Here is a 23,721-nt window from a genome sequence, read left to right on the forward strand (position 1 = left end):
GAAATGTCAATTCTAAAGTCTTCAAGTAAAAAAAGAGTTTCCAAAGGATTCAACCAAATTGATAATTTCTTGAATGAGAGCACTATCTCAAACCGTTTTGTTTCTTTTTTTAGCACAATCGCTTGTCGCGAAGGGCAATGTATACGTACAAAGCACAAAGGCGAAACTTCTTTCTCAACCCAAACTAAGTGCAGAGGGTTCTGCGTTGGTGATGGGAGAAGTACTATCTCCTATCAGCGAACAAGGACTTTTTGTTCAGGTGCGGGCCCGTGACCAATTGGGTTGGGTATCAAAGTTATTTGTTTCTCCACTCCCTCCAGGAAACCAAATCAAATTGGGCATTACATCCAATTCATCGGAGGCCGTAGTTGCAAGGCAAAGAGCGTCTGACTTTACGAAGACGGCGGCAGCCAGGGGACTTTCTGAAACACAAAAGATGAGACTGCGGGGAGAAGGGGATCTATATGACTTTGAATCATTGCGTTGGCTTGAATCGGTTCCGTCTGAATCTCCCACACTCCATTCTTTACCAATTGATCCAAAAGTTGAAAATTCCACTGGGCTCGGGAATCTATTCTTTTCTTCTGAATTAGAAGTGGCAAAAGAAACAAAGGCTGAGGTCAAACTTGGACGTTCTCTTGCGGCTAGATTACTCAAAAAATATCCCTTAGTGCGGGATACGGAATTAACAGGATACTTAAATGGAGTGGTCCAAAGACTGGCAGTAGTTTCTTCTCGAAAAGATTTGAGTTTTCGGGTTGGTGTCATTGAATCCTCACAAATCAATGCCTATGCCTGTCCTGGGGGTTTTATTTTTATCACCACTGCTAGTTTAAAAAAAATCCAATCAGAATCGGAACTTGCAGGAATCATCGCACATGAAATGGGACACATTGTACTCTTTCACAATGGAGAATTCAAACAATCAAATGTATTTTTGGATATTCTTTCTGGGCTTTTGTCTCCGCCCGGTGGTGAGGTTGTGAATGCAACCACTAGCCAGGTTTTGGATGAATTAGAAAAACAATTTTTTGAAACCGGGCGAGATATGAAATTGGAATTGGAAGCAGATGAAGCAGCCGTTGGTTTAACAAGCCAGTCTGGTTACTCACCAGTTGGGTTATCCAATTATCTGAACACTTTGTCCAAGTCAGAAGGAACCGAATCTTTCAAAAAAACTCACCCTGATACCACGATTCGAATTGCAAAACTAGTATTTTATGAATCCACTATTGGGATTGAAAATGGATCGATTCCAAAAGACCGTTGGAGTGAATTTAAGTCCAAACTAAAACCATGAAACAAAAAAAAATTCTGTTGCCGTTTTTTTTGATGGTCATTGTTCCTACAATCATCATCGCCTTATTGTCGTTAATTGGTATTTCGCAAATTTTAGACAGAAAGTTATCTGATTTATTATTTCATTTACTTCCTTCGCATCATCGTTTTTCCAAAGATATTGTTATCATTGACATTGATGAACAAAGTATCGCCAAGTATGCAGACCACCCAGAGTTAGGGCAGTGGCCATGGAAACGAAATATTTATCCCACACTCATTGGTTATACCAAACTCATCACTCCACCAAAAGTTACCATCATCGATATTTTGTTTACGGAAAGGTCTGACTATGATGAAGCTTTGGTTGCTGCTAACATAAACTTGGGAGAAATTTCGCATGCTGCCAATTTCCGTGATGGCGGAATCGTCATTCCAAGGTTAGGTGAAGAGACTTTGGTGCAAAAATTTAATGTTCCTTTGCCAGATGATTCCCCTTTTCCCCGTTATGAAAATGCATCTTTTCCCATTGGCCAAGTCGGCGAAACTTCGCCTATGATCCATGTAGTGAATGTAATTCCCGATAGCGATGGAATCCTTCGCCGGTTTACTCCATTCATTCGTTGGAAAAATTATTTTTTCCCAACTCTCGCCTTACAAGCATTTGCCTCACTTGAACCGTATCATACGGAATGGAAAAATGGCAGGTTTTTGATCCAAAAAGCCGATACAATACGAAAAATTCCATTGGGAAAAGATGGTTTGGTCAGAGCTTATTTTTATACTGAGGAGGAACTTCGAAATATCCCGCGTTATTCTGCAGCAGGGATCATTGAATCTTTAAACCAACTCAATACAAGTGAAGTCGAAGATCCGAACCAACTCCTTGTCCCTCCCTCCGTATTCGAAAATAAAATAGTTTTAATTGGAACCTCTGCGGCTTCCACTCATGATGATGTTGTCACCCCCTACGGACTTTTCCCCGGTGTAATCGGTCAGGCTGTTTTTGCCTCCAATCTAATCGAAGGACATATGTTAGGTGAACTCCCGGAAGTTTTTGGAATTGGTTTTACTTTGTTTATACTGATGATTGGAGTTCTTGTTCTTTTTATCAACCAATGGCATTTGCTGAAAAATATTTATCCAATTCTTGCAATATCTGTTTTTTTTGGTTTATTTTACTTTTTGTATAGAATTGATTTGGTTTTACCAATTTCTTCTTTTGTCATTGGATTTCCTGTATCGTACTTGTTAGGTTTTGCTTATCTCACTTACACAGAAGGAAAAGAAAAAAGAAAGTTTAACAGTATCCTTCGTAATTTAGTCGATCCAGGTGTTGTCAGTGAAGCATTGGAAAACATGGATTCTTTAAAAAAAGGAGGGGAGTGGGAGATCACTGCCTTTTTTTCTGATGTTGCTGGGTTTTCTTCAATCAGTGAGGAGTTAAGCGCCAGTGACCTCGCAAGATTACTGAATGAATATCTTTCCGCAATGACAAAAATCTTAAAATCCAATTCGGGAACCCTGGATAAATACATTGGAGATGCAATCGTTGGAATATTCGGTGCACCCATTCAAAATAAAGAACACCCAAGGCTTGCTTGCAAAACGGCTCTTGAAATGGTTTCTGAATTAGAAATTCTCAGGTCCACTTGGAAACAAAAAATGGATTATACGGAAACAGCCAGAAATATGAGCTTTCGTATCGGACTGAACTGTGGACCAGCTAAGGTTGGTTTTATGGGAACGGATAGCCTTGCTTCTTATACTATGATGGGAGATACGGTAAACCTTAGTGCTCGTTTAGAAGCAGCTGCAAAAGATTACGGAGTTTCCATTTTGGTTTCAGAAAGTATCGAAGCCGTTTGCAATCAAGAATTCCACTTTCGGTTTTTGGACTGGATTCGTGTCAAAGGAAAAGAAACGCCTGTAAAAATTTATAGTTTAGTTTGTTTTCTTTCAGATCTTTCGTCCCAAGTTCTTGAAGCCGAAAAAAAATATGAAGAGGGTTTTCAGTTTTACCTAAATCGAAATTGGGAAAATGCGATTCGTTCTTTTGAAAAAGTTTCCGAAATTTATGGTAAAAAAGATGTTCCAAGCCAACTTCTGATTGAGCGTTGTCAGTCTTTGTTTAAAAACCCGCCACCTGTCGACTGGAATGGTGTGTATACTCGAACTTCAAAATAAATATTTATTTTTACTTAAATTCTATAAATAAAAAAATACAAAGAATAGAACTAGTTATGAAAAGGAAAAAACAAAATGGGGAAAAGGGAAATCACATCGATTTGTTGGAAATTGACATTGGGTTTAGAATTGTTAACTTCAATTTTAGCCGTGCCAATTGCTGTTTTGTTTATTGTTTCTGGCGGAGAGTATAACTTTGAGAAGGCGGTGTATGTTGTCCTCGGTGCCTCGATTTCCCTTACAATTTCCTATATTGTTCCGACCATTCGTTTTTTTCGTCTGCGAAATTTAATTACCGAAACCATTCCGGAAAATTTTTTAAAAAAGACAACCGAAGAAAAACAGGAAATAAAAATTCGACTCCTAAAATTTCCGAGAAATAATTCCGGTTATTTTCTTGTGCAGTGGTCTCTTGGAATTCCTTTTGCAGCCCTTATCACTTTTCTTTTTTTTACTCCAACTCTTGTTGAACTAATTCCTTATGCAGTTTTGCCTGTTATCATTTATCCAGTATTAGGTGTTTCTCATTTTTTTCTAACTGAGTTAAGGCTTGCCCCTGTTTTATCACAACCTGTTTTAAAAGATTTACCTCTGTCGTTAAAAGAAATTCCTCAAATTGGAATTTTTCCGAGAGTATTTTTCACAATGTTTGCTGTTTTTAGTATGAGTGTGACTACCCTTGGATACTTACTTGGTACCCAAGTCACTGGAATCATTCGATTACAAAATACAGGTATTACAATTGGTTTACTTGCTTTGTTCATTTGTACCGCAATATATATTTTGACATCTTTGTTTGTTCGGGCATTAAAGTTTAATACTGACCAAATGGTAAAACGTTATGAGGGTCTTGCCACAGGAGACCTTCGTAATACTGTCGCTATGATTTCTACTGATGAACTGGGATTAGGAAGTTTGTCCCTTAATTCTTTTATAGAAAGTATTCGAAAGATCACGGCAGGTGTTATCAGTGAAGCAGAACGAGTGAGTAAGGATTCAAAAGTGATTGCATCTCAAACACAAGGGTTGGCACAGGCAATGATGGAACAGGCATCCTCAACAGAACAGATGTCAGCCGGAGTCGAAGAAATGTCGGCAAGCATTCGCTCCACGGCAACTAGTGCAAAAACACAAAATGAAATCACTCATGCTTCACTCCAATCGTTAATTGAAATGGAATCTGTATTAGTCGATGTTCATTCTTCAATGGAACGAACAGAAGCGGAAACTAAAAAAATGGAAGAAGAAATTCGTTCTGGTCAAAATGCCTTACACTCAACTTTATCCGCTATGGAAGATATTGAAACTAGTGTTGAACATACAGCAGATGTGATCCAAGTCATCAGTGATATTTCCGATAAAATTGGACTTTTATCTCTCAATGCTTCCATCGAAGCGGCCCGAGCAGGTGAAGCTGGGCGTGGCTTTGCTGTAGTGGCCAGCGAAATTTCAAAACTTGGTGAACAAACACTTCAGAATACAAAACGCATTTTAGAAGCAGTAGAAAAAGCATACGAAGCCTCCAAGTCGGGAAGGTCCGCTGTCTCCAATACAGAAAAAACATTTTCCCAAATCGGCACGGCAGTGGAAACAACAGTCCAACTCATCAAGGTATCTTCTGAAATGACCAAAAAACAGATGTTTATTGCAAAAGATGTAAAGGAAGGTTTTGGAAATTTAACGCGCTCTGCACTGGAGATAGAACAAAATACAGAAGAACAGGCACGTACTTCATTTGAGTTGTCCCATAGCATTGCATCCATATCGGAAGGAACAGAGTATCTGAACCAATTTGTGGGTGAGATTGACAAACTTTGTTCTACCCTTTCGGACCAAGCAAACAATCTAAAACGAGATATTGGTTTTTTCCAAATTTAAATTTTCGAATGGGGGCGCATCGCCTAACGGCGACTGCGCTTTACGCTCCAATCTTTTGCTCTGCAAAAGGATTTCCGCTGCAATCGCTTGCGCATTCTATTTGTCAAATGGGCTTTTGATTTTACCTTGAAGATACAAAACGGCAGACCCACCAATGAAAACTCGTTCCTTTTGGAGTTCGATAAAAAATTCTGCTCCTCTGCTTGATTTTTGTAAGGACTTAAAATTTTTCTTTTTTAACCTCTCGGCCACAAAGGGAGCTAGGCTACAATGGGCTGAACCCGTAGCAGGGTCTTCCGGTATTCCAAGGCCTGGCCCAAAAAATCGAAATTCATAATCTGTGTTTTCTAAACCAGAATCATTGATCCAAACTGCAATATAACCTCTGTTTGTTTGTATTTTGGTTAATTTCGAAAAATCGGGAACTAAACTTTCCAAATCTGATTTTGATTGATAAACAAAGATGGTATCCTTTCCTTCCCAAATTTCATCGGGTTCTTTTCCGAGGATGGAGTTTATTTCTTTGGGATCGATCGTTATGCTTTTATGGAATATTGGGTAGGTTGGAAAATTGAGATAAATCAAATTTTCTTTGATCACTATGGGGAGTGGCCCCGATTTTGATAAAAACTGAAATTGATTTCGTCTTTCTTCATAATGATTTTTCAAAACATAAGCAGCTGCTAAAGTTGCATGCCCACAAAGATCAACTTCGACAAGAGGTGTGAACCAACGGATTCGATAATCACTTCCTTCCTTAACAAGAAAGGAGGTTTCTGAAAGATTATTTTCCTTTGCGATATTTTGCATCCACTTGTCTTCGGGCCACTCAGAAAGCACTAACACTGCCGCAGGATTACCTGAAAATAAAGAATTCGTAAATGCATCTACAATCAATAGGCTTTGGTTCATGAATCGATTCTATCAGAAAGCCAAAATTAAAAAAGTATACAGTTACATAATTTGAAAGTATACAGTTGTCGATTTGTTCTTTGAATACTATGAAATTTGTCTATTGGGAAAGGCTTATGGCAGTTCTTTTGACAATATCGCAAATGAAAGTATCTAAATCTGTTGCTGACTTTTTTAAGTGTGAATAAATTTCTTTTGTTGTTTCCTCAGGCATTCCCGATTCCAAAAGATTCACAAGACCAAGGATATTCGAAAGAGGGCTTCTGATTTCATGTGATTGGATTCTTGCAATTTCTTTTAATTCGTGAATTTGTTTTTTGATTTTTCTCTCTGCCAATACTTTTTCTGTGATGTCCACAATGATTGCGGACACGTAACTTGTTTGGTTGACAACAAAACTATTTAAACTCACTTCCACTAAAATTTCGGTTCTATCTTTTTTCAGTGCCGTTGTCACCTGATCTTTACCGATTCGCATCGGTTTAGGCGATTGGAAATATCCTTCGATCATACGGTCATGACCGCCTCTGTGCTGAAAGGGTACGAGGAGTTCTACCGTTTGGTTGATGAGTTCTTCTTTTGGATAACCAAAGGTATTTTCTGTTTCTAGATTGCAGTGAATGATTTTTCCTTTTGAGTCGACGATGAGTATGGCATTTGGTGCTGATTCTATTAGATTGCGAAACTTCTGTTCACTTTCGGAAAGTGCAATTTCCATTTTCTTTTTTGCATCAATGTTCTTTGCACGTAAACAGACTCCTAAAAGATTTTTGTCCTTATCATAAGTGGGAGTCATTTTGTATTCATACCAAATGGAAATTTGGTTCAGACTGGCAAGTCTTTCAATGGTAACACTTTCTCCACGAACAGCAGTTTGGAAGAGATCAAAAAATACTTCTTTGTCGGATCTCGTGACAAAGTTTCGATAGTCATCTCCAGTTTTTAGAATCTTTCCAGAGTATGCTTGGATGGTCTCTTCTAGATTTTGATTGAAGGCTAGTACAGAATAATTGGTTCCCATTAGTAATATGGCGTCTGTGGAATTATCTAATACCATTTGCGCATAATTGACTGGATGATTGGGAATCATTTTTATTACAAAGTTTCAGTTCTGTCGGGAACGTAAATCAGAAAATGGCTAATCGTATCATCTGCAAGTGAGTGGATATGGTTCTAAAATGAATCGTTCATGATTCAGTTTTCTGAAAATTTGATTTTTTTGATTTTGCCTAAGGATAGGTCCGTCCTAATTTCTTTCTGATTGAATTTGATGAAAATATCTTTTCGATTTTATAAAAAAAAGATCGCCAATCGAGAGTTATGTGATGATATTTGATTTGTGTTTGGAGTATACCTGAGATTTTTTTTGAATAGAAGAATTGTTTTTTATGATTCAAAAGATTTTAGATAAAAAATATGAAGCGATTTAGACTGGTTTTTTTGTTTTTCATTTGTTTCGTATTTTTGGACCAATGTGTTTTGTTTCTGGAAAAGGAAAAAGAAGGAGAGGTTGGAAAAGAATTATTAGGGATATTTTTTCTTTTTGATTACTTTTCTCCATTTGGTTTAAAACAACAACAATCCATAAAGTATTCTGAAACTGAAGCATTCTTATTTGGTGGGAACAGTCAAAGATCGTATGCAACATCCAATGTTTACAGATTAACAGAATACCAAGTTTCCTATCTGGGAGTTATGAATCATCCGAGAGTCCAACATGAAGTTGTCCTTTTGCAAAATGGAAAGGTTTTAATTGTTGGTGGTTATGACGGTCGGTTCATTCTTTCTGACTCAGAAATATTTGATCCTTCGAACCTTTCGTTCCAGATGATTTCACCAATGAATGTACCGAGAACATACCATACTGCTACAGTTTTAAATGATGGTAGAGTTTTAGTTACAGGTGGTTTCGGAAAACAATCTGAAAAGTTGAAGTCGGTAGAAATTTTTCATCCAAATACAAATTCTTTTGAATCAATTGGTGATATGAATGTAGCTCGGAGAAGGCATTCGGCTACCTTGTTGCAAAATGGAAAAGTATTAATTGTGGGTGGCGATGGGCTAAACACAACTTTGTCATCTGCAGAACTTTTCGATCCTACCACCAACACCTTTTCACTTGTGGGCCAATCAATGTCTATTGGACGTTCCAATCATACTGCAAATTTATTGGAGAACAATCGGGTTTTGTTTACGGGAGGATATTCCTTTGATGCAAACGGAGTTTATTCCTATTCCAATTCTCTGGAAATTTATGATTTTGGAACAGGGAACTTTACTGTCATTGGAAATATGGGTGAAACTCGCGGAGGGCATGGTTCTGTAAAGATAAATGCAAATGTAATCATTTGCGGTGGTGGCAGATTTGAAAACAGTTCTTACATAGAACCAATGGATTGTTATAAGGTTTCAAACTCAGGGGTTGTAACCAAAGAAACTTACCAGCTACAAATTCCAAGGGTTTTATTTGTTTTTGAGCCATTGGGAAATTCCATCATCGCTTGCGGTGGTGAAAATCAATCGGGGCAGATCCGAAGTTGTGAAGGAAAGACAAATGGTTCCTTTGTTTATTTGAATGGTCAACTATAGTGGTGTTTTTCAAAACCATTGGAAATGATAAGTATCTTATGAGTCAGGGATTGTTTCTGAAATTAGCGTTTCTGTAAATGCTCAGCTTTTTTCTAAAGAAGAATACTTATTGCCAGTTGAACATGCCTCATTTATTTTGCTCTTTCCCTGGACTGCATACAATTTTGTTTTGAATAGAACTAAATATACTCTTCCAGAACTTTTAGATCCGATTGGTGTTTCCCTCTCTAAATTACCGACAATGGAAAATTGATATTAGTTCTTGAATCGTTTCATAAAAACAAAATTTGAATTTATGAAATGTGTAAAGACTTTGGAATAGTTTTTCTGCTACTCTTCCCCAAAGCGAGAAGGATACGGCGGGCTTGGTCGGAAGGACGGGAGCGTAAGCGGACCCCGAAGTAGCCTGGTCCCGACAAACGCTGATACATTGGTCGCCAACCGGAAGAGAAGCGAGAATTCCTAGTTTTAGCCTTCGGGACTCGCCCCCACGTTCTGTTCGATTCCCAGCTTTGTTCTGTTAGATGGATTTTGAAGTGATGATTGAACTGGTGCCCCAGGAGGGAATCGCCCTCTCCACTGCCAACACATCCCGTGTTGTCTGCGCTCCGAGGCACGGTTTTGCTCTCCCTTCGCCATCCTGGCTACGGGACAGAAATTTTCACTCCCTATGGGTCGTTCTCATTTCTGATCGCAAAACTGTTCGATTCCCAGCTTTGTTTTGTTAGATGGATTTTGAAGTGATGATTGAACTGGTGCCCCAGGAGGGAATCGAACCCCCACTGTCGGTTCCGAAGACCGATGTTCTATCCGTTGAACTACCAGGGCATGGTGACGGGATGTAATGTCAGGATAGGGGGACCCTGTGTTCGGGCAAATGATTTTTTGGATGAGAAAGGCTCATCCGAATGATGTAGATGGAAAGGAGAAGGGTCCAGCCAATCAGAAACAACCGCAGGAATAAAAATACATAGTAAATAGGTTTGGGTTCACCAGGAACGATAAAGATCGTTAGGTCATTGGCAGTAATGATTTGCGAGCCGGGGAATTTTTTGCGAATGGAATCAAAGGCTTTTCGAAAATCACCAAGACGTTCGGAAGGATCCAAGTGAAAATCATTGGTATACCGCAAAGAACCTTCGTCACCAAAAGCATAGAAGTGGGATTCCCAACCTAAAAATCCAAATTCAGCGGGAAGAGAGCCGGGAGGGTTTTTGACAAAAAAATAAACAGTGCCACGGTCGTAGACAAAGGAAGGGATCTGTCCTTCGAGTCTGAGTTTGTCTTTCGTAAATCCATCTTCATAAAAATCCGACCAATCCCCCCATTGGTATACTGTTCCTGTTTCTTCTTTCCAAAGAAAACCGCCTAAACTGGGGAGACTTTCTAGGGAAGTCACAAACGAATTCAACTTTTTGGTTTTTTCTTTGGCATCGGTTTTCGTTATGGATTCAGAACGAAGTAGGTTTTTTAATTGGATGCGAAGTTCTCTCACCTCAGAAGCATTGGCTTCCAATATTCGTTTGCGAATTTCTGTTTCCTCTTTGCGGAATGGGTTTGAAAAAACAACTTCAGAGAGAGAATATACCAAGTCAGTGAAAGGCTCTTGCGAATCTCCCTTCGTTTGGGCAAAAATGGACCTGGCACCCATTGTGACGAAGACAAGGAAGATTAAAAAATAGATTCTCATCCCTTTACCTATCGGCCAATTTGGGAAGAATGATGACCTGTCCTATCTGTGAAGCCCATAAAAATGAAAGCCAAATCCTTTTTCAAAATGAAGATTGGATCCTAAGAAAAGCGGACCAAAACCTAGAAGGGTATTTGTACATGGAACATAGCAGACATCTGGAATCTTGGTTTGGATTGTCTTTGTCTGAGTTTGAAAATTATGGACGGGCTCTTTACAAAGCCACAGAGATCTTAAAGAAACAGGAACCTGAAAAAATGTACATTGTGGCCATTGCGGAAAAAGTTCCTCACTTACACGTACATTTGATCCCTAGGTATGAAAACCAAGAGAAAGGAATCGATCATATCGCAAAAGCCACAGGCCCTGGATTTCCTCGGCCCATGTAAAAAACTACTAAAAAAGAATAGGTTTTTTACAAATCTTACTTACAATCCTTGGTTGTGGTTTTAGAAAGACATCCAACCAACCAAGTTCCTAAATATTCGATTAGCGATCTGACTGATTTACAGGAACGTTTTTTTCTTTTACAAAGAGAGAGTGCCAAACAACAAATCGCTCATATCTTTCTCATCGAAGGTTTTGCTTCCACAGGCAAAGGTTCGATTTTACAATCATTGACCATTCGTTTGGATCCAAGGAAGTTTAAAGTATACTCTCCTTATGTAGACCAATCTGAAGATAGAGGTTATCCTTTTCTTTGGAATTTTTGGAGAGTGGTTCCCAGGTATGGGGAGTTTTTGTTTTATCTCAATACATACTACAGTCGTCTGGCTTATTTGCGTTCTGAAAAAAAAATAAACTTAGCCGAATATGATCACCGATTGTTATCCATTTTGAATACGGAAAGAATTCTTTCGAAAGATAAAATTATCGTTCACAAATTCTTTTTGCATATTTCTAAAAAAGATCAAAAGAAAAGATTAGAAGATTCTAGAAAGAAAAAAAAGGAATGGGAATTGTCTCGGTTTGACAAAGACCAAGGGGAACATTACAACCGTTACTTCGATATTTTTGATTCTATTTTAAGTTCTTCCAGAACCATTGATTCTCCTTGGCAAATCATTTCCTGTGATAAAAAAGACGACACAAAACTTCTCGTTTTTGAGGCAATTTTGGAACGTTTGGAGAGGATCTTAGAATTTGATTCAAGAAGTGCCTTACAGTCTATCAATCACGGTATGGAGCTCATTCCATGAAATCAAATTCATTGCAAAATCGTATCCTTCACTTGCAACAGTTAGATATGAAACAAAATCTATCACCTGACGAGTACCAAACGAAGATGAAAGTTTTGAAAAATAGAATTCGGGAACTCACTTTTCTTTCAAAGGCAAAAGACAGACCCATACTTTTTGTTTTCGAAGGTTGGGATGCGGCAGGAAAGGGGGGGGCGATCCGAAGGCTCACTCAAGAAATTGACCCACGATTATTTGAGGTGCATAACATTTCTGCACCTAACGCAGAAGAGATCCAACACCATTACCTTTGGCGTTTTTGGAATCGAATTCCAAAAAAGGGCCATGTTGGAATTTTTGACCGGTCCTATTATGGTCGAGTTCTTGTGGAACGAGTGGAAGGGTTTGCAACTGAATCGGAGTGGTCTAGGGCTTATGAAGAAATTTTACTCTTCGAAGAACAACTGGTGAGTTTCGGAACCATCGTCATCAAATTTTGGTTACACATTGATTCGGAAGAACAATTACTTCGATTCGAAACCAGAAAAAACGATCCACTCAAACGTTGGAAACTCACAGACGAAGACTGGCGTAATCGTGACAAATGGACCCTCTATGAAGAAGCAGCCAACCAAATGTTTGCCAAAACCGATGCTCCCAAAGCTCCTTGGTTTTTGGTTCCAGCAAATGATAAATACTTCGCACGGAAAATGGTTTTAGAAACGGTGGCTTATCGTTTGCAAGAGGAATTGGAATAATAGATATATAAGTAGTTGTAATCGAAATTGAATTTTATATTGAATCCTTGTATTCTTATTTTAAAAAACTATAAGAGATGTGGAATGTTGCAAATTTTCGCATAACAGATCAAACACTCTTGGAAAATATCTGCATCTGTTTTATCGGTAAATTCTCGCGTTTTGACTAAATAACAATTAAGAAAGGATTCTCCTCGTCTTTCCTGCGTTTGGTCTTCCTTTTTTGGTTTATTGCAATAAACCAAATTCAATAATAATAATAAGATGAGATAAGCGGCCGTTAACCTTTTCATTATAGCAAAATTTGATAACTTTAGTTACCTTATCAATATTTTTTTAAAGAATTGGTTGATTTTGATTTGTTATGTTTGAACGATTTGTTCATCGGTAAGGATTTTTAGTTCGAAGTGCCACTTACATGAGTTAAATGAAATGTTGTGCTTGAGTCTTTCGTAATTTATTTGTAAAACAATTGTTATATTCGTATTCGAATGAATACTCGGAGATTTTTATAGAACGATTAAAGTTAAAATTCCATTTGCCATATCTCGGCAAAAAACACAATATTTACACCAAAAAAAGGTTCTGAATTTAATAAAACCAAATCAATTTCCTTGACAATAGTTTACTAGGAAACTAAATTGCGATTATGCTGAAAAAACAAAATCTAGAACCAAGCCACTTAAAATCCCACCTGGGATATCATTTGCGTGTGGTTTCCAATGCGGTTTCCCATTCGTTTGCAAGGAAACTTGCCAGTTTGGATGTGACCGTAGCCGAATGGGTGATCCTTCGGGAAATGTATTCTTACAAAACCACCACTTCGCCTAGTACCATCGCAGAAATCACAGGCCTCAGTCGGGGTGCTGTTTCCAAACTCATCGATAGACTTTTAAACAAAGACCTTGTGATCCGCGAAGAAGCAAGTGAAGACAGGCGTTACCAAGAAATCAAACTCACCCCAAAGGCTAAAAGACTAGTTCCAAAACTCTCAGAAATCGCAGATGAAAACGATTCCAGTTTTTTCTCTTTATTATCTGCGGCAGAGAAAGACCAACTTCGAAAGTCTCTTTTGAAACTTGCCGCATTACATAAACTAAACTTAAACCCAATCGAATGAGGAGATTTCAATGACCAACCTAACAACAAAATTAACAGAAGCGCAAAAATTTGCCATGTCCATTCGTCCGAAAGTCGGCGGCTTTCCTGTACTTGCAGAAGTACTTCGCAGTGCAGGTGTTCAAAGTAACCGTTGGTCACTACCGGCTTGCCAAGCTGTCTACCAAATGAAAGAAGGTTCTGTGGTCCAACAAGGAACTCCTCTTGTTAGTGGCGTTTTTGAGATTGCAAAATTTGATCGGGACGCACTCATCACCGCTCTTCGCACTGACCAGGAAGGTCGAAGCAGTTTCCCTGAATTTCTAAAATCAGCTTGGGAAGCAGGGGTGATTGGTTACGATGTTGATTTCGCAAGTCGTAAGGTAGTTTATTATGGTGTGAACGGTGAAAGTTATCTGGAAGAATATCCTGCGGTGACAGTCGAGAGATAATGATTTAAAAAGATATGGAGCTTCGAACAATACTTGTCTGCGGGGAGTTGTCGTTTCTAGTTCCTTAAGAATATCTTGAAATTCATATATTTCATTTTCACCGATACGGTTTCTGTTTGATTTGAAACGTATAAGTTCTGTCCTCTGAATGGAGAAGCACTTGTGAATAAAAACCTAAGTCCAAAGAGCGAAACTTGGAACGAAAGATAGAAGCATCTTCATCAAAAATTTCTTTGCGACAATCGGATACAAGGGACTTCCATTTTTCTTTGGAAACAGAATGGTATAAAAAACCATTGGCATTGGGAGGAATGGTTCGATTCTCCCAAAAGATTTCCTCTTGGAAACACAAAACCCCTTGTTTTGTTTTGATTCGAAATTCTGATTTCCACTTGGGGTTTGGAAACTGGATTTGGTTTTTTGTATTATTTTCGATGAATAAAAAATAACCTTGGAACTTTTCATCTTCTTCACGGGAAAGACTTAAATACGTTGGGTATCCGTCTACAACCTGTTTGTCGGACTGGGTGCGATTTTGGAAACTGCCTGGATTTAAAGCCCGAAACCCAATATAAAATATCAAAACAACAAGGACTAAATCAATCAGGAGAACAATCTGCCTCCATCTAGTTTTTTTATTTTTATCCCCGATTTGTTTGAGGTATTCTCTGAATTCTTCCGGGGAACGAGAATGGTATCCTTTTCCCATTTATACTAACTCCACAAGAGACTTTAGAATTTGGTGGGCAGAAGGATAAGGTTCTTCCAATTGTTTGGAGTGATCCAAAAAGGAAAGAGCCAGGTGAACGGAGTTGGGAATGTCAAAATCCAAACTGAGATATCTAGCCAAAATTCCGGATAATAAATCTCCCGTTCCCATCGTAGCAAGTTTGGGATTGGGTGACTCCCAAATATAAGAGGAACCATCGGGGCAAACAAGAAGGCTCACAAAGGATTTCAGTAACACATACACATTGTTTTGTGGACAATAATCGACTAACGTATCGTAGGCTGCCTGGACAGAATTGTGAGTTTTACCAGTCATTCGATTCAGTTCTCCTACATGAGGAGTGAGTAAGATTTGATTCCCTTTGGGAAGTTTGGTTCCAAAACTAGGAATGGCACCGGCATCCAAAATCAGTTTTTTATCTTCGGGGAGAGTCCATCCTTCCAAATCTTTCGGAAACTTTGTGAGTCCGGGGCCTACAACCAGAGTTTTTGTTTTGATAAAAAAGGGATCGCTGGTGGTATCCGAAAAGGAAGAAGTTTTTGTCATTTTGGAAAGATCTTCTTTTAAAACAAGGGAGCAAATTTGCGGAGACGGGGAAAATATTTTACTAATCCCTCCACCGAGCCTTAAAAAGGCATTTTCAGAAAGTAAAATGGCGCCTTCCATTCCAGTTTCTCCACCATAAAAAATGGCAGAACCAGCACTGTATTTATGGTCCTTGTTTTTTCTTTTTAGGGCTTGGATTGCCGATTCTGGGTTCGGTTCTAAATAATAACGATTGGAAAATATAGCTTTGTTTAGGTGGGTTTTGATGGGGAATCCAATGGATTCGTAATATCTAGGAATAATCGAATCTTTTTCATAAATAAAACCTACGTTCTCCCATTTCCTTGTTCCTAGTTCTTCAATGGAATCCGCATAAACAAATACATTCGTCTCCCCTGGTTTTCCAAGAGAATTTGGATCCCACCCGCTCGCTGTATCAAGCGACAACCTGTAAAAAAATACCTCGGAGTCATTGATGGTTTCAATGAGTTCCACTAGTTCTTTGGAAAGTTTCCCTTGAAATCCTGTTCCTAGAAGGGCATCCACAATAAGGACGGAATCTTCTTTTGCCTCTTCCCATTCTTTATAAAAATCTTCTAAGTTACTGGTGACGCCGAGTGATTTGGAAACCAATGCTTCATAGAACTTTCCCGCCTCTGATTTGTTTGGTGCTGTGGAAAAACAGCGAACGGGAAAACCTTCTTGGTAAAGGATATGGGCGAGGGCATACCCATCTCCTCCATTTCCTCCCGTTCCACAAAGGATCCAAATGGATTCTGCTGTTTTCCATAAATCTTCATTGGCATGAAAAACAGAAAGGGCAGCCATTCCCATTAGAGTCTCTTCGTGAAACCCTAATTCTTTTATGGCAAGAGAATCTAAGGATTTGGATTCTTTATTTGTGAATAAGGGTTGGTGTTTCATTTAGATCCAACGATAGACTTCCAAGGCCCCTGCACGAATCCGAACCGAATAAATATTATCAAAAGCATCTGTATAGGTTTCTCTCCACTGTCCGCGTGGGCTAGAAAAAGGAATTCGTTTGTTATTGATATGGTTTCCTTCTTTGTCATGGACTTGAAGCCTTGCCGCATTCCCACCGTCTTCTGTTTCCCAAATATAAAATTCTCCATTGTTTCGGATGGAAAATAAAATCTCAGAAGGGTCTTGGATTTCTTTTAAAAATTCAGAACTTTTCGAATCAAATACAAACCGAAAGATCCTTCGGAACTTAAACCGTTTGTCTTTTTTGGAATAATAACTAAATGATCCTAGAACATACTCTCCTTCTGGGTGAGGGAGGAGTTTGTCGAGGGTGATATCATAATCTTTTGCATCATTACTTGCAAATACATCAAGCCCTGATTCTTTTAAATTCCCTTTGAGTTCTCCCTCTTCAAAATAAGAAAGTCGCATTTCTTCTGCTATACGGTGGTAAACGAATAATTTTTCGCCTTCGCCGGGGAGGATGAATTCAATGTAACGGAAGGGTTCTGTATTTTTACCCGATGCCCCTAACATAAATTTCACGACACCTTTTTGAGAGATTTGTACGAGAAAAGAGGGTAGAACCGTTGCTCCTTGTGTGGAGAAGGCACCACTGTACGTTTTGTATAGATTTTCCCCGCCTTGGGGAAGTTCCATTCCCTTTGTCGAAATTCTATTTTGCACAATCAGATCCCCATCTTCGTTCATGGCAACAATCCCAATCCCACCAAATCGGAACGGATAGTGAGGGATTCCTGAATTGGGTTTGAAATCAGGGTTTCCAAGAGTGGCATCAAGCCTTCCATTCCTGTCAAAAAGTTTGATTACGGCTTGTTTATTGTCCGCCATTGCGCTAATATTGGAGGAGTTAGGGATGGTGAGGGGAACGTTGGTGAGTACTTGGTTCACCACAACGCCTTCAAAACTCTCGTTGGTTTGCCCAAGAGGGATGCGGAAGAGGATTTCCTCTTTTAAGTTTTCCACGCGGAAACGAAGGCAGGAAACAGAAAGGACTAGGGTGAGGATGAGATAAAGGATTCGCATGGTGCAACATCCATTCCCTAATTTTTTATTTACAGGACAACTCGCTTTTCCTAACTTGACAGTAGACATGTTAAATTTTAACATGGGCTGGGTCTCTTATACAGATCCCTTTTGGGATCTTTTGGAAATGGTTTGGTATATACCGAGGAAAACATCAGAGAACTTACTTTACGTGTTCTCGCTCCACCTCTAGCGCTTTTTTCGCTCCAAGTACAGAATCGGAAGAACCACGCCCTCATTGAGATTGAACTGGATCATCTCACAGATAAAACTGGCTCGGCTAGTTTGGAAGACTGTGAGACTGTGTCTAGGAGACTCAAAGAGGAGCTGGATTTATGGGGAGAGGAATTTGATTTCACTCTCCAAGTCTCCTCAGCGGGAGCAGAACGTGTTTTGCGTCTGCCGGAGGATTTAATTCGTTTCCAAGGACTTCTAGTCAAATTAGAAGTGCCGCTGGAAGCAGGAAAATGGGACAAACGATTGTATCGTTTGGGACCGGTTTCGGGGGATTCAGTTGAGCTTACGCTTTACGATCGTAAAACTCGACACAAAAAGAACCAAAAATCGGTATCTATGCCCATCGCAGAAATACGAAAGGGAAATTTGTATTTAGAAATTTAAGACTATGGCGACAAAACAAGCAACGAAAGAAACTGGGCTATTCGAAGCCATCCAACAATTCTGTCAGGATAAATCTCTTGATAGAGAACTCGTACTCGGTGTCATCCGAGACTCCCTTCTCGCAGCCTATCGCAAAAAAGTCGGTTTAGAAGCTGAAACTGACGACCGTTGCCAAGTAGACTTTGGGTCGGACAACAAAAACGAAATCATCATCTCCGTCTTACGGGACGTGGTAGAAGAGAAAACAACAAACCCTCTAGAGATCTCTTTAGAAGAGGCTCTCAAATTGGATCCTGCTGCACAAGTGGGAACCCAAATGCGTGTGTTTGAAAAACCACAAGACCTTTCTCGGGTACTTTCCAGCCAAGCCAAACAAATGGTGTTCCAACGTCTTCGCGATATGGAAAAGGAATTACTCTACCAAGAGTATAAATCCAAAGAAGGCGAACTCACTCACGGGTATTTCCAACGTTGGAAAAAAGACATCATGTCCATCGACCTAGGTAAGGTAGAAGGGATCATGTTGAAAAAGGACCAAAACCCTGGGGAAAAATACCGCCAAGGGGATCGTCTCAAAGCCATTATCTCTCGTGTGGAACTTAGACCTCGCGAACCAATGCCTGTCATCACACTCTCTCGTGCTTCGGGTGACTTTGTGAAAAAACTCTTCGAAATGGAAATTCCGGAAGTGTATGACGGAATTGTCGAAATTCGTGATGTAGCTCGTATCCCATCTTACAGAACGAAGGTGGTAGTCACCACTAGTAAGTCTGACGTAGACCCTGTGGGAGCTTGTGTGGGGATGAAGGGTGTTCGGATCCAAGCCATCGTTCGCGAACTTGGAAACGAAAGAATCGATATCGTCCTTCACTCGGATGAACCAAGCGTATTTATTGCCAATGCCATCTCTCCTGCAAAACCAGTAGAAGTGCATGTGGATAGAAAAAGAGGGGATGCTCTTGTCATCGTTCCCGATGAATCTCTTTCTCTAGCCATCGGAATCAACGGATCCAACGTAAAACTTGTATCCCAACTTTCCGGTTTCAAAATCGACATCAAAACTGTATCCCAATACAACCAAGAACTAGCATCACCGGAAGCTCGCGAAAAACTGGATCGACTTTTCAACGCCCAACAAGAAGCAATGGAAGAATCAGACGACCAATACAGCGAAGCCGGGGACGAGGAAGAAGAAGATTCCGGATACACTCCGCTTTCCGAAGTTCCTGGTCTCACCCCAAGGATCGTTGGCCTTCTCGAAGCCGGCGGGATCAAAAACGTGGAAACCCTTCTCGAGTTCAGCCAAGAGGAACTTTCGAAAATTTCCGGAATCGGGAAAACGACAGCAGAACAAATTTTGCGTCTGCTTCGTGAATCTATCGAATGGGTAGAAGAGGGTTAAGTTTTAAGGCATAATATGGAAGAGCAAAAATCGATTAAAGAAACCCTCCAGCAGGGAGCCAGTGGTGACAAAACCAAGAAAAAGCTTGTCATCAAGAAAAAAGCGGCACCTGCAGATGAGAAAAAAGAATCCACTACTGGCCCACAAGCTGGTGCACAGGAAGTAAAACCTTCTGCATCAACTTCGGACAAAAAAAAGGATTTGAATGAACTCATTCGTGAGGAAGCCAAAAGACAGGGACTCGGTTCCGGTCCACAAGCTCCTTCCCAAGCATCTCCCATTGTGTCTCGTCCGGATCGTAAACCGGAGCCACAACCAGAAAGAGAGAGACCTCCTATGGATCGCAAACCGGAATCCATTCTCTCAGGGGATACTTCTTCTCCTAACTACCGCCAAGATCGTCAAGGCGGCGGTTCTGGCCAAGGGGGAGGAAACCAAGGTTATTTTAGAAAAGAAGATCGTAACCCGATTGTCTCCAGACCGACAACACCACGCCCCCAAAGACCCGAAGGTCAAGGTGGTGGATACCAAGGAAATCGCGGCCCAGGACAGGGTGGCGGTTATCAGGGAAATCGTGGTCCCGGCCAAGGCGGCCCAGGTGGTGGATACCAAGGAAATCGCGGCCCAGGACAGGGTGGCGGTTATCAGGGAAATCGTGGTCCCGGCCAAGGTGGTTCAGGTGGTGGATACCAAGGAAATCGTGGTGCAAGACCCATTGGTCAAGGTGGCCCAGGTGCGGGAAGACCCCCTGGAGATGCTCCTTTTGGTGCACCGGGTGGACTTCCAGGAGCCGGCGGTCCTGGTGGCGCCAAAAAGAAAGTATTCGATAAAGAAAAGGGCGGTAGGGTAGAAAACGAAAACACTAAGTTTTTCAAACAATCCTTCCGCAAACAAAAGGCGCAAGCTGCAGCCCTTGCTGCTGTTCCTAAAGAAATCTCCATCTTGGAAAATATCCAAGTTGGGGAAATTGCCAAAAAACTGAATTTAAAACCTGGTGAAGTCATCAGTAAACTCATGAAAATGGGGATGATGGTGACCATCAATAATGTGATCGATGCAGAAACGGCATCCATCCTTGCAGATGATTACGGTTGTAAGGTGAAGATTGTTTCCCTTTACGATGAAACTGTCATCGAAGAAGAAAAGGATGCACCGGAAGACTATATCACTCGTCCTCCAGTGGTGACTATCATGGGTCACGTTGACCACGGTAAAACAAAACTTCTTGATACCATTCGATCTTCTCGAGTGGCAGAAGGAGAATCGGGTGGAATCACTCAGCACATTGGTGCTTACCAAGTAGAAACGGAACGCGGAAAAATTGCCTTCCTTGATACTCCTGGTCACGAAGCCTTCACTTCCATGAGAGCACGTGGTGCTTCCGTAACCGACATTGTTGTGTTAGTGGTTGCTGCAGACGATGGGGTGATGCCTCAAACGATTGAAGCCATCAACCACGCCAAAGAAGCGGAAGTTCCTATCATTGTTGCGGTAAACAAAATTGATTTACCTGCGGCTAACCCAGAAAAGGTGAGACAAGAACTTTCCAACTACGGATTACAACCGGAAGAATGGGGTGGAACTACTATCTTCTGTGATATTTCTGCTAAGGGTAATATTGGAATTGATAAATTACTTGAGATGCTCATCATCCAAGCTGAACTTTTGGATCATAAAGCCAATCCAAAACGAAAAGCAAAAGGAACCATTGTCGAAGCAAAACTCGATCCAGGTCGTGGTGCTGTCGCAACGGTTCTCATCCAAAACGGAACACTTCGTGTAGGAGATGCTTTTGTTGCTGGAGTTCATGCCGGTCGTGTCCGAGCTATGTATGACGATCTTGGTCATTCCATCCGTGAAGCGGGTCCATCTTTTCCAGCCCTTGTGACAGGTCTCGATGGGGTTCCAGATGCAGGAGCGCCATTTGATGTGGTGATTGACGACAAAGAAGCACGAACTATTTCTCATAGCCGTCAAGATTATGAGAGACTTGGCCAATCGAAAAATGCGGCCACGCGAGTGACTCTTGATAACATGAGTGAGATCATCAAACAAGGTGCTCTCAAAGAACTCAAAGTCATCATCAAAGCGGACGTTCGTGGATCGACAGAAGCGGTCAAAGAAGCCCTCGAAAAACTTTCGACTGCTGATGTTCGTTTGAATGTAATCCATGCGGGAACGGGAGCCATTGTAGATTCCGATATCATTTTGGCATCGGCATCGAACGCAATTGTGATTGGTTTCCATACTCGTGCGAATCCAAAAACAGTTTCACTTGCAGAGAAAGAGAAAGTAGAAATCAAATACTACAGCATCATCTATGATGTGGTAAACGAAGTGAAAGCTTCCATGGAAGGAATGCTCGAACCTGAAAAAGTAGAAAACGTAATCGGTAAAGTTGAAATCCGAGACGTATTCAAAATTTCTAAAGTGGGTAACATCGCAGGTTGTATGGTGAAATCCGGTAAGGTCACAAAACAAGCTTATGTTCGGGTCATCTCGAGCGAGTCTGGTGAAATCACTTGGGAAGGTAAGATCAAAAACCTCAAACGTATGAAAGACGATGTGGCTGATGTTCTTACTGGATTTGAGTGCGGTATCTTACTCGATGGTTTCAACGACTTTTCTGTGGGTGATGAAATCGAAGCATACGAGATCCGAGAGATTGCTCGTAAACTGTAAGGCGGCTTAAATGAATCCCATTCGAATGAAAAAACTCGAATCGGAGATCATTCGCCAAATCTCCACTGCGATTTTGGAAGGCAAGGTAAAAGACCCTCGGGTCTTTTTACCAAGTTTCCATCGGATTGAGATCAGTGAAGACCTTCAATACGCAAAAGTGTATTTCACGGCTCTTTGTAATAACAATGAAAGAAAAAAACTCACACAAGGACTTGTTTCTTGTGCTGGTTTTCTTTCCTCTTTTGTGGGAAAAAATCTTCGTCTTCATACCAATCCAAGATTTACATTTGTCTGGGATAATAACTACATCAAAAGTTTGGAAGTGAATCGTTTGATTGATGAATCCAAACCCAAAACTTTATTCGAAGAACTCCATCCAGAAGAATCTGCAGAAGATACTGGTTCTGAGGACGATTCTGAATCAAATCCAGATAGCAAGTAACATTGTATAGGTGGATATTCCTATGTCGAAACCCTATCGTTCTGGATTTTTATTTGTCTACAAACCACCAGGGATCACAAGTTCTGATTTAGTATTAAAAACCAAACGATTGTTAAATCAAAGATCCGTGGGCCATACAGGAACCTTGGACCGGTTTGCCGAAGGTTTACTCATTTTACCTTGTGGGGATTACACCGCCTTTTCCCAAGTGTTTTTAGGAAAAGACAAATCTTATTTTGCTGAAGTGATCGTCGGCCTTAAAACCGATTCGGGAGATCCGGATGGGGTGGTGGAAGTGGATGAAAGGGAGACGATCCTACCTCGTTTTGAATCCGAATTTCCGATTAGTCGTCTAGAAGAGGAACTGAATCGACTCACCGCTCTCACTTCGCAAAAAGCACCGAAAATTTCCGCCCTGAAAGTGGGAGGAAAACGCCAGTCGGATTTAGTCCGGGAAGGTTCGGTGGTAGAAGAAAAGGAAAGGCCAATCTCGATCCACCAAGTGGCAGCTGTCCAAAAGACCAAATTGGGATTTTCGTTTCGAATCCATGTGAGTTCTGGAACCTACATTCGGAAAATCATCCTCGACCTTTCAGAGAAGTGGGGAATCCCACTGTCCCTCCAAAGACTTGTCCGTGAATCCATCGGGGATTACGATTTGAAAGATGTGAAAACTCTTGACCAAATTTCCCCCCATGACCTCAGAAATTGGAAAGAAGTGTTCCCACTTCCCACCCGCATTGTGGACGATGCAGAGAAAAAAGCAGTCATCCACGGGGGATACATCTGGGACAAACTCCCGAAGCCCGTCGAAAACGGGTTTTACATTCTCGACGCAGACGAGGATACCATCCTTGCTTGGTGTGATTACGAAGGGAAACCGGACCACATTCCTTACCGGTACAGAAAAGTATTTTTTGACCCTGCTGCAAAAATTATGTTTTCTAAATGAGTCCGTATTAAAATCTGGACACCAGTATGATCACAAAAGAACAAAAACAGCAGATCATTGCTACATTCGGTAGCAAACCAAACGACACAGGTTCTGCAGAAGTACAAATCGCTCTTCTCGACTCTCGAATCAAAGACCTTACTGAGCATTTCAAAGCGAATAAGAAGGACTTTCACTCTCGCCGCGGTCTAATCGCAATGGTGAACCAGAGGAAGAGTTTGTTGGAATATTTGAAAAAATCCAACGTTGAAAGTTATAAAAAGCTGATTGAAAAACTCGGCCTTAGGAAGTAATT

At 40.6% G+C, this 23,721-nt stretch carries 21 protein-coding genes and 1 tRNA gene; 15 read left to right on the forward strand and 7 right to left on the reverse strand.

Annotated elements, in window-relative coordinates; translation table 11 throughout:
- The first annotated feature begins 73 nt into the window (after positions 1-73).
- The 3 genes from EHQ47_RS07135 to EHQ47_RS07145 all read left to right on the forward strand — a co-directional run bounded on the left by EHQ47_RS07135 (position 74) and on the right by EHQ47_RS07145 (position 5,343).
- Complete coding sequence (locus tag EHQ47_RS07135) at positions 74-1,300, forward strand: M48 family metalloprotease (protein ID WP_135748522.1); 1,227 nt, start codon at positions 74-76, stop codon at positions 1,298-1,300.
- Positions 1,297-3,465: a CHASE2 domain-containing protein gene (locus EHQ47_RS07140; RefSeq protein ID WP_135776861.1), complete on the forward strand. Its 2,169-nt coding sequence runs from the start codon at positions 1,297-1,299 to the stop codon at positions 3,463-3,465. The genes EHQ47_RS07135 and EHQ47_RS07140 overlap by 4 nt, the downstream gene beginning before the upstream one ends.
- A 75-nt stretch (positions 3,466-3,540) precedes the next feature.
- On the forward strand, positions 3,541-5,343 hold the full coding sequence (locus EHQ47_RS07145) for a methyl-accepting chemotaxis protein (protein WP_135776862.1): 1,803 nt from the start codon (positions 3,541-3,543) through the stop codon (positions 5,341-5,343).
- Between the two features lie 96 nt (positions 5,344-5,439).
- On the opposite strand, the gene EHQ47_RS07150 is transcribed toward EHQ47_RS07145, so the two are convergent.
- Together EHQ47_RS07150 and EHQ47_RS07155 are read right to left on the reverse strand one after the other, a co-directional pair.
- On the reverse strand, positions 5,440-6,255 hold the full coding sequence (locus tag EHQ47_RS07150) for a PhzF family phenazine biosynthesis protein (RefSeq protein ID WP_135776863.1): 816 nt from the start codon (positions 6,253-6,255) through the stop codon (positions 5,440-5,442).
- Positions 6,256-6,355: 100 nt separating this feature from the next.
- Positions 6,356-7,345, reverse strand: a complete 990-nt coding sequence (locus tag EHQ47_RS07155; RefSeq protein ID WP_135776864.1) for a PAS domain-containing protein — start codon at positions 7,343-7,345, stop codon at positions 6,356-6,358.
- A gap of 326 nt (positions 7,346-7,671) precedes the next feature.
- On the opposite strand from EHQ47_RS07155, the gene EHQ47_RS07160 reads away from it, so the two are divergent.
- On the forward strand, positions 7,672-8,844 hold the full coding sequence (locus tag EHQ47_RS07160) for a Kelch repeat-containing protein (protein WP_135776865.1): 1,173 nt from the start codon (positions 7,672-7,674) through the stop codon (positions 8,842-8,844).
- Positions 8,845-9,597: 753 nt separating this feature from the next.
- On the opposite strand, the gene EHQ47_RS07165 is transcribed toward EHQ47_RS07160, so the two are convergent.
- Together EHQ47_RS07165 and EHQ47_RS07170 are read right to left on the reverse strand one after the other, a co-directional pair.
- Positions 9,598-9,672 (reverse strand) — tRNA-Arg (locus tag EHQ47_RS07165).
- Between the two features lie 19 nt (positions 9,673-9,691).
- A complete protein-coding gene (locus tag EHQ47_RS07170) occupies positions 9,692-10,534 on the reverse strand; it encodes a hypothetical protein (protein ID WP_135776866.1) in 843 nt (280 codons plus the stop codon).
- 32 nt (positions 10,535-10,566) lie between these two features.
- On the opposite strand from EHQ47_RS07170, the gene EHQ47_RS07175 reads away from it, so the two are divergent.
- The 5 genes from EHQ47_RS07175 (at position 10,567) to EHQ47_RS07195 (ending at position 14,020) form a co-directional block, all read left to right on the forward strand.
- Positions 10,567-10,923 carry an HIT family protein gene (locus tag EHQ47_RS07175; RefSeq protein ID WP_135748526.1) on the forward strand — a complete coding sequence of 119 codons (357 nt, stop codon included), beginning with the start codon at positions 10,567-10,569 and terminating at the stop codon, positions 10,921-10,923.
- Between the two features lie 48 nt (positions 10,924-10,971).
- Entirely contained in the window at positions 10,972-11,733 is a 762-nt protein-coding gene (locus tag EHQ47_RS07180; protein WP_135776867.1) for a polyphosphate kinase 2 family protein, read from the forward strand.
- On the forward strand, positions 11,730-12,470 hold the full coding sequence (locus EHQ47_RS07185) for a UDP-galactose-lipid carrier transferase (RefSeq protein WP_135748514.1): 741 nt from the start codon (positions 11,730-11,732) through the stop codon (positions 12,468-12,470). The genes EHQ47_RS07180 and EHQ47_RS07185 overlap by 4 nt, the downstream gene beginning before the upstream one ends.
- 649 nt (positions 12,471-13,119) lie before the next feature.
- Positions 13,120-13,590 carry a MarR family winged helix-turn-helix transcriptional regulator gene (locus EHQ47_RS07190; protein ID WP_135749996.1) on the forward strand — a complete coding sequence of 157 codons (471 nt, stop codon included), beginning with the start codon at positions 13,120-13,122 and terminating at the stop codon, positions 13,588-13,590.
- A 10-nt stretch (positions 13,591-13,600) separates the two neighbouring features.
- Positions 13,601-14,020, forward strand: coding sequence for a DUF1398 domain-containing protein (locus EHQ47_RS07195; protein ID WP_135749705.1), 420 nt, complete (start codon positions 13,601-13,603; stop codon positions 14,018-14,020).
- A gap of 97 nt (positions 14,021-14,117) precedes the next feature.
- On the opposite strand, the gene EHQ47_RS07200 is transcribed toward EHQ47_RS07195, so the two are convergent.
- Genes EHQ47_RS07200 through EHQ47_RS07210 form a run of 3 tightly spaced genes read right to left on the reverse strand, consistent with a single transcriptional unit; the run spans position 14,118 to position 17,411 of the window.
- Positions 14,118-14,729: a hypothetical protein gene (locus tag EHQ47_RS07200; RefSeq protein WP_135749704.1), complete on the reverse strand. Its 612-nt coding sequence runs from the start codon at positions 14,727-14,729 to the stop codon at positions 14,118-14,120.
- The gene (locus tag EHQ47_RS07205) at positions 14,730-16,220 is read right to left on the reverse strand and encodes an NAD(P)H-hydrate epimerase (RefSeq protein WP_135776868.1); all 1,491 of its coding nucleotides are present in this window, start codon (positions 16,218-16,220) and stop codon (positions 14,730-14,732) included. It abuts the gene before it with no gap.
- Positions 16,221-17,411: an LIC_12708 family protein gene (locus EHQ47_RS07210; RefSeq protein WP_244290247.1), complete on the reverse strand. Its 1,191-nt coding sequence runs from the start codon at positions 17,409-17,411 to the stop codon at positions 16,221-16,223.
- A 48-nt stretch (positions 17,412-17,459) separates the two neighbouring features.
- On the opposite strand from EHQ47_RS07210, the gene rimP reads away from it, so the two are divergent.
- Genes rimP through rpsO form a run of 6 tightly spaced genes read left to right on the forward strand, consistent with a single transcriptional unit; the run spans position 17,460 to position 23,719 of the window.
- A complete protein-coding gene (rimP, locus tag EHQ47_RS07215) occupies positions 17,460-17,948 on the forward strand; it encodes a ribosome maturation factor RimP (RefSeq protein ID WP_243401270.1) in 489 nt (162 codons plus the stop codon).
- 4 nt (positions 17,949-17,952) lie between these two features.
- Positions 17,953-19,350, forward strand: coding sequence for a transcription termination factor NusA (nusA, locus tag EHQ47_RS07220; protein ID WP_135749702.1), 1,398 nt, complete (start codon positions 17,953-17,955; stop codon positions 19,348-19,350).
- A gap of 15 nt (positions 19,351-19,365) precedes the next feature.
- The gene (infB, locus tag EHQ47_RS07225; RefSeq protein ID WP_135776869.1) at positions 19,366-22,032 is read left to right on the forward strand and encodes a translation initiation factor IF-2; all 2,667 of its coding nucleotides are present in this window, start codon (positions 19,366-19,368) and stop codon (positions 22,030-22,032) included.
- Between the two features lie 10 nt (positions 22,033-22,042).
- Positions 22,043-22,474, forward strand: a complete 432-nt coding sequence (gene rbfA, locus EHQ47_RS07230) for a 30S ribosome-binding factor RbfA (protein WP_135749700.1) — start codon at positions 22,043-22,045, stop codon at positions 22,472-22,474.
- 22 nt (positions 22,475-22,496) lie between these two features.
- Complete coding sequence (gene truB, locus EHQ47_RS07235) at positions 22,497-23,426, forward strand: tRNA pseudouridine(55) synthase TruB (protein ID WP_135776870.1); 930 nt, start codon at positions 22,497-22,499, stop codon at positions 23,424-23,426.
- A 26-nt stretch (positions 23,427-23,452) separates the two neighbouring features.
- Positions 23,453-23,719 carry a 30S ribosomal protein S15 gene (rpsO, locus tag EHQ47_RS07240; RefSeq protein WP_100742754.1) on the forward strand — a complete coding sequence of 89 codons (267 nt, stop codon included), beginning with the start codon at positions 23,453-23,455 and terminating at the stop codon, positions 23,717-23,719.
- Positions 23,720-23,721 lie beyond the last annotated feature (2 nt).

The organism is Leptospira bourretii, assembly GCF_004770145.1.
GTDB lineage: Bacteria > Spirochaetota > Leptospiria > Leptospirales > Leptospiraceae > Leptospira_A > Leptospira_A bourretii.

Bases quoted from the DNA above. Each gene is read 5' to 3' on its own strand.
- infB (WP_135776869.1), top strand. From the start codon at position 19,366: ATGGAAGAGCAAAAATCGATTAAAGAAACCCTCCAGCAGGGAGCCAGT.
- EHQ47_RS07160 (WP_135776865.1), top strand. From the start codon at position 7,672: ATGAAGCGATTTAGACTGGTTTTTTTGTTTTTCATTTGTTTCGTATTT.
- EHQ47_RS07190 (WP_135749996.1), top strand. From the start codon at position 13,120: ATGCTGAAAAAACAAAATCTAGAACCAAGCCACTTAAAATCCCACCTG.
- nusA (WP_135749702.1), top strand. From the start codon at position 17,953: ATGGCGACAAAACAAGCAACGAAAGAAACTGGGCTATTCGAAGCCATC.
- EHQ47_RS07145 (WP_135776862.1), top strand. From the start codon at position 3,541: ATGGGGAAAAGGGAAATCACATCGATTTGTTGGAAATTGACATTGGGT.
- rbfA (WP_135749700.1), top strand. From the start codon at position 22,043: ATGAATCCCATTCGAATGAAAAAACTCGAATCGGAGATCATTCGCCAA.
- EHQ47_RS07150 (WP_135776863.1), bottom strand. From the start codon at position 6,255: ATGAACCAAAGCCTATTGATTGTAGATGCATTTACGAATTCTTTATTT.
- EHQ47_RS07200 (WP_135749704.1), bottom strand. From the start codon at position 14,729: ATGGGAAAAGGATACCATTCTCGTTCCCCGGAAGAATTCAGAGAATAC.
- EHQ47_RS07155 (WP_135776864.1), bottom strand. From the start codon at position 7,345: ATGATTCCCAATCATCCAGTCAATTATGCGCAAATGGTATTAGATAAT.
- EHQ47_RS07185 (WP_135748514.1), top strand. From the start codon at position 11,730: ATGAAATCAAATTCATTGCAAAATCGTATCCTTCACTTGCAACAGTTA.
- EHQ47_RS07140 (WP_135776861.1), top strand. From the start codon at position 1,297: ATGAAACAAAAAAAAATTCTGTTGCCGTTTTTTTTGATGGTCATTGTT.
- EHQ47_RS07170 (WP_135776866.1), bottom strand. From the start codon at position 10,534: ATGAGAATCTATTTTTTAATCTTCCTTGTCTTCGTCACAATGGGTGCC.
- truB (WP_135776870.1), top strand. From the start codon at position 22,497: ATGTCGAAACCCTATCGTTCTGGATTTTTATTTGTCTACAAACCACCA.
- EHQ47_RS07135 (WP_135748522.1), top strand. From the start codon at position 74: ATGAGAGCACTATCTCAAACCGTTTTGTTTCTTTTTTTAGCACAATCG.
- rpsO (WP_100742754.1), top strand. From the start codon at position 23,453: ATGATCACAAAAGAACAAAAACAGCAGATCATTGCTACATTCGGTAGC.
- EHQ47_RS07205 (WP_135776868.1), bottom strand. From the start codon at position 16,220: ATGAAACACCAACCCTTATTCACAAATAAAGAATCCAAATCCTTAGAT.
- EHQ47_RS07210 (WP_244290247.1), bottom strand. From the start codon at position 17,411: ATGTTAAAATTTAACATGTCTACTGTCAAGTTAGGAAAAGCGAGTTGT.
- EHQ47_RS07195 (WP_135749705.1), top strand. From the start codon at position 13,601: ATGACCAACCTAACAACAAAATTAACAGAAGCGCAAAAATTTGCCATG.
- EHQ47_RS07175 (WP_135748526.1), top strand. From the start codon at position 10,567: ATGACCTGTCCTATCTGTGAAGCCCATAAAAATGAAAGCCAAATCCTT.